This window comes from Chamaesiphon sp. (assembly GCF_041738855.1).
Taxonomy (GTDB): Bacteria; Cyanobacteriota; Cyanobacteriia; order Cyanobacteriales; family Chamaesiphonaceae; genus Chamaesiphon.
In genome coordinates, this window is the sequence record NZ_JBGSPA010000172.1 from 1 (window position 1) to 4,527 (window position 4,527).

At 47.3% G+C, this 4,527-nt stretch carries 6 protein-coding genes; 2 read left to right on the forward strand and 4 right to left on the reverse strand.

Going from position 1 to position 4,527, the window contains the following annotated elements:
• Positions 1 to 391: 391 nt before the first annotated feature.
• On the reverse strand, positions 392 to 577 hold the full coding sequence (locus ACEW9I_RS18215; RefSeq protein WP_373541750.1) for a hypothetical protein: 186 nt from the start codon (positions 575 to 577) through the stop codon (positions 392 to 394).
• A 139-nt stretch (positions 578 to 716) separates the two neighbouring features.
• Positions 717 to 884, reverse strand: coding sequence for a DUF4351 domain-containing protein (locus tag ACEW9I_RS18220; protein WP_373541751.1), 168 nt, complete (start codon positions 882 to 884; stop codon positions 717 to 719).
• A 137-nt stretch (positions 885 to 1,021) separates the two neighbouring features.
• Here ACEW9I_RS18220 and ACEW9I_RS18225 point away from each other — a divergent pair, with 137 nt between their 5' ends.
• Entirely contained in the window at positions 1,022 to 2,338 is a 1,317-nt protein-coding gene (locus tag ACEW9I_RS18225) for an APC family permease (RefSeq protein ID WP_373541752.1), read from the forward strand.
• A gap of 357 nt (positions 2,339 to 2,695) precedes the next feature.
• Here the strand turns inward: ACEW9I_RS18225 and ACEW9I_RS18230 are convergent, their stop codons facing one another.
• Positions 2,696 to 3,058, reverse strand: coding sequence for a DUF2511 domain-containing protein (locus ACEW9I_RS18230; RefSeq protein ID WP_373541753.1), 363 nt, complete (start codon positions 3,056 to 3,058; stop codon positions 2,696 to 2,698).
• A gap of 44 nt (positions 3,059 to 3,102) precedes the next feature.
• On the reverse strand, positions 3,103 to 3,324 hold the full coding sequence (locus tag ACEW9I_RS18235; protein ID WP_373541754.1) for a hypothetical protein: 222 nt from the start codon (positions 3,322 to 3,324) through the stop codon (positions 3,103 to 3,105).
• Positions 3,325 to 3,471: 147 nt separating this feature from the next.
• Between ACEW9I_RS18235 and ACEW9I_RS18240 the strand changes: the two genes are divergently transcribed.
• On the forward strand, positions 3,472 to 4,527 hold a 1,056-nt coding region (locus tag ACEW9I_RS18240), incomplete at its 3' end, for an N-acetylmuramoyl-L-alanine amidase (RefSeq protein WP_373541755.1).

A 4,527-nucleotide genomic window follows, 5' to 3' on the forward strand; every position in this document is an offset into this window, starting at 1 on the left:
TTCAACTTGTCTGTACATATTTACCTCTCTTGGTGACTGGGTTTCAACTGATTTTAGCTGATTTCCTTGGATCTGAGTAGCTAAATTAATCGCTGTCACTGCCTCTGAGTCTACATTTTAGCCTTTACTCAGCAAGCCCTAAATATTTGTTTTAATGCTCGATCGACTCGAAAGAAGATGTTCGATTGTGTCCATTTTGGCTCTCCCGCAGTTATGATGATAACCAAGACTTAGTTAAAGGAGGAAAGGATAAAGGGTAAAAGGGAAGATGTCTTAATTTGAGATAAAATACAGATTAACGATTGAAAATCTTACTTGCTACTTTGGATTTTATGTCAACGATCGATATCGGTTTCTTTACTAGTAGCACAGAATATAATGCACTTAGTATTTAGGCAGAGTTTAGCAGATTAGTAATCTTATTCTTGGCAGTTTCATCCTTGACGACTAGAACCTCATCCGAAGTAAGTGCCAGCACTATATCGCTATCTGGAGGGATTTTACCTACATCGATCGATACGATCGCATCAGTATTGATAAAGCGGTTGCTACCAACTGCAATAATCTCAATGTACATCAAAATCTCCTCAATCGATTCGGTTATTTAATTGCCGTAGGATTAAAGTCTGCGCCTCCTTTTGTCAGCAAATCCGTTCGTCTACTAATTACCGCTACCTTTGATATTAACATTCGATCGCGAGGTGTTCGATCGAATGTTAATATCGATCGGATATCACACACGATCTACCGGATCGATCGACATTTAACCAAGCCACTAAATCGCTCATCTGACTAAAATCTAACAAAGCCTCGCCCAATTCCTCTAATCGTGCCAGTGGTAAGCTGTTAATTCGGGTTTCGAGATCGATCCGATCGTTAACCACACCTTAGATATTTTCAGATCTAATTTACGATCGAATGGCCTTTTGTCCGATCGCTGAGATGCTACGTTTCATTCTTCAACTTAACCTACAAGGAACTAGAATAGATCTCAATAGTAGTTGACGTTTGGATCGAGTCAATGACAGCAAATACAGAAACAGATGAACTCAAGCGAGTGTTTGGATTGCCTACCCTCGTCATTTATGGTGTTGGCGATATCTTAGGGGCGGGAATTTACGCCGTTGTGGGCAAAATTGCCGGATTATCAGGGGGATTGGTGTGGGCGGCTTTTATCGTCGCGATGGTGGTTGCGAGTATGACTGCTTTGTGTTATGCCGAACTAGGGAGTCGATTGCCCAAAAGTGGTGGTGTCGCTTATTTCATCCATACCGCCTTTCGCATCGATTGGCTCTCTACCTTGGTAGGGTGGTTGATGTTTTGCACCTGTATCGTGTCGATGGCGACGCTATCTAGAGCCTTCGCAGGCTATGTGAATGCGATCGCGCCAGGAATTCCCGATTGGTCGATCGTGCTGTCACTATTTGCCGGACTGACTTTTATCAATTTCCGAGGAATGAAAGAGTCGTCGCTGCTGAATATCATCTGTACCACCCTCGAAGTTTCGGGGTTAATCGTGGTAATTGTGGTGGCGAGTACATTTTTGGCTGGAGGAGGAGCTAATCCTCCAGTTGTCCCTCCTAACGTTACTCCCACCCCGATCGGTTGGACGGCAGTGATTCAGGGCGCAGCCTTGGCCTTCTATGCTTTTATCGGCTTTGAGGATATTGTCAATGTCGCGGAGGAAGTGAAAAATCCCCAGCGCAATGTCCCGATCGCGATTCTATTATCCTTGGGAATTGCTGGCGTTATTTATATTCTGGTGTCCTGGCTGGCAGTCCAAGTGTTAGATCCGGCTACCCTAGCGGCTTCTAAAGCACCCTTGTTAGATGTCGTGGCACGGGCACAACCCAAGTTCCCAGCGGCGATCTTTACGATCGTGGCGGCTTTTGCCGTACTAAATACCGCCCTGCTAAATTTTATTACCTCGTCGCGGTTGCTGTTTGGCATGTCCCGTGAAGGATTGCTACCCGCTTGGTTGGGCAAATTGCACCCCGATCGATCGACCCCCCATCGCACCTTTTTGGTAATTCTCCCCTTGGCGATCGGGTTGGCGGTATCCGGCACGGTACAAGTGTTAGCAGGCGCGACTGCTACCTTAATTCTGATTATGTTCTCGCTGGTTAATTTGTCCTTAATCGCGATCGCCCGCCGCGATCCGCACACTGCTGGATTTCGGGTACCGCTATTCGTTCCGGCGATCGCGCTGGTACTCAATTTAGTGCTAGTTGCCTTTGCCTCGAATGACAGCCGTTTGTTAGGACTGGGATTTATGGCTGTGGGTGTCGTCCTCGTCGCCCTCCAGAGTGGCTTGAACAAGGGGCGCACGGCTGGCTAGTTCCTAGAGATTTCTTGGAGGGTGGGCAAATATTCTGGCGATCGATAATTCTAATGATAATTTTGTCCACTTTACAGCTTCATAATTAGTCTGCGTAGGCCTTTGCCCAGCCCTTTCAATGTGACAAGAACAACATGCATGTAACGTCATAAATCCGTCATTAGATCGCGCGAGACTAGTGGTTGAGTGCCCCTCTTCGATCAAAAAACTGCTCATAATTCGATCGAAGAGGGGCACGCCATAGTTGAACTCGATTCAAAACCGCATTCTCCGATCGATCGAAAAGTAGTAGTAGAAGAGTAACTTTTTTCACATTGAAAGGGCTGGCAGTGCCCACCCTACAGCTATCTATCTACTTCATTTACAAAGCTTTCGAGCTTCGTTCATTAATGGAGCGATGCTCATTTTCGTGCCAATCTTTTTAAATTCGGGATTGGGGTCATCTATCCAGATAGATCGAATATCGGCGTACCCCATAGTATCTGCCGTGCCGTTTATGCCATATTTAGTGCCATCGGGCGCAATGAATACAAGTGCGCTCGGAGGTTCACAGGTGATTGTCCCTCGATTTACGGTTAGCATCCATTTCTCTTTAAACATTGCGCTGTCTATTTCTTTTCTGTTCGCTGGCGTTGCTATCTCTCCACAGCTAGAAATCGCGAAAGAAAAGTACACAAGACCAAAAAACCTTACAATTTTTTTTCTGACTGGGTAATTCATGGATGGTGACCGATTGAGAATGACACCTATATTGTGTATGGTCATTAGGGCAATCTCAACCACCGCGTAACAAAATTGGTAGTGCGATCGACGATATTCGCTGACGGTAGCAAGCTACCTGCTGTTCCCATTTTTCGATTACTATAGACAGACCTGTAGGGCTGGCATACTTTGCCCCATGAGTAACGATTGTGTCTTGCTTGTGTTGCTTCGATCGATTTGGCAACTGCGTAATTGTCTCGGATTTTAACGATGCTATCTGGCAATAACTTTCTGCCCAATCTCCTAATTGATGGACAACTAATTTTGCAAGTTCTACACTATGTTTTCGATCGACCGATCCTTTCGTTACTATTTAAGCTTTCGATCTGCGGTAAACTACAGAGCTAAAACCTCGACCCTATATTTAGTGCATGAAGCTGAGATCTTGGATGGCGATCGGTAGTTTATTTTTGATGAGTTTATCGCTGGTGATGATTTCGGTCGATCGAGGGAATGCGATCGTTATTGCCCAGTCGCAGCCGAGCGTATGTCAAGAAAGAATTTCTCCAGTTACACAGATCGATCCCAACACCATCTCGATCGGGGAAGTAGCGATCGAATCTGGCATCGCCCGCACTGGAGCGCATGACGATTGCAAACGAGTCACACCCCTACCCCAAGGCACTCGCGCCCGCATTGTCGCCCAAACGACAGGCCCCGATCGATTCAAAAAGATCGTACCTTGGTATCAGTTAGACTATGGCGCGTGGATCGAAGCATCCGCCGTGAGTATTTTAACCACGCCCGTAACCACCCAAGCAACGATCGCGGCGGCTGATGTTCGAGCCGACACAGCCAAAACCGAATTAGTCTTGCCTCTATCTGCCCCCGTACCCTTCGAGATCCAACAAAACGATCGCGGCTTCGGCATCACCCTCTACAACACTACAGGCAGCATCTCCCAACTAAACCTACCGCCAGCACTCGCCACAGCTACGTCTCCCCCGGTCAAATCCCCCACGCCTACATCCCAATCCCTAGCGATTAGCAGTAGAACCTCATCCCCTAGCCCAGCCAGCCCCACCGCCCAGCCCCTACAATGGGCGGCGAATAAGTTGCTAACCTTACCGAACACGGGTATCGCTACAGCTAGTTGGCAAGCCCCTACAAGCGATCGAGTGCAAATTAACCTACAACTGCGCGCCCAGCAGCAATGGGGCTATCAAACCGCCTATCGCAATCATAATTTAGTAATTACCCTCCGCAATCCGCCCCAACTGAGTCGCAATCCCCAGAAACCTCTGGGCGGCTTGACTGTAGTAGTCGATCCCGGACATGGCGGCATTGATTCCGGCGCGGTGGGCAGAGCCTACGGTAATACCTATCTGGAAAAAACCGTGAATATGCAGATGTCTGAATACCTCCAACGGGCATTGATCGATCGAGGTGCGAATGTAGTGATGACGAGAACTACCGATATCAATCCC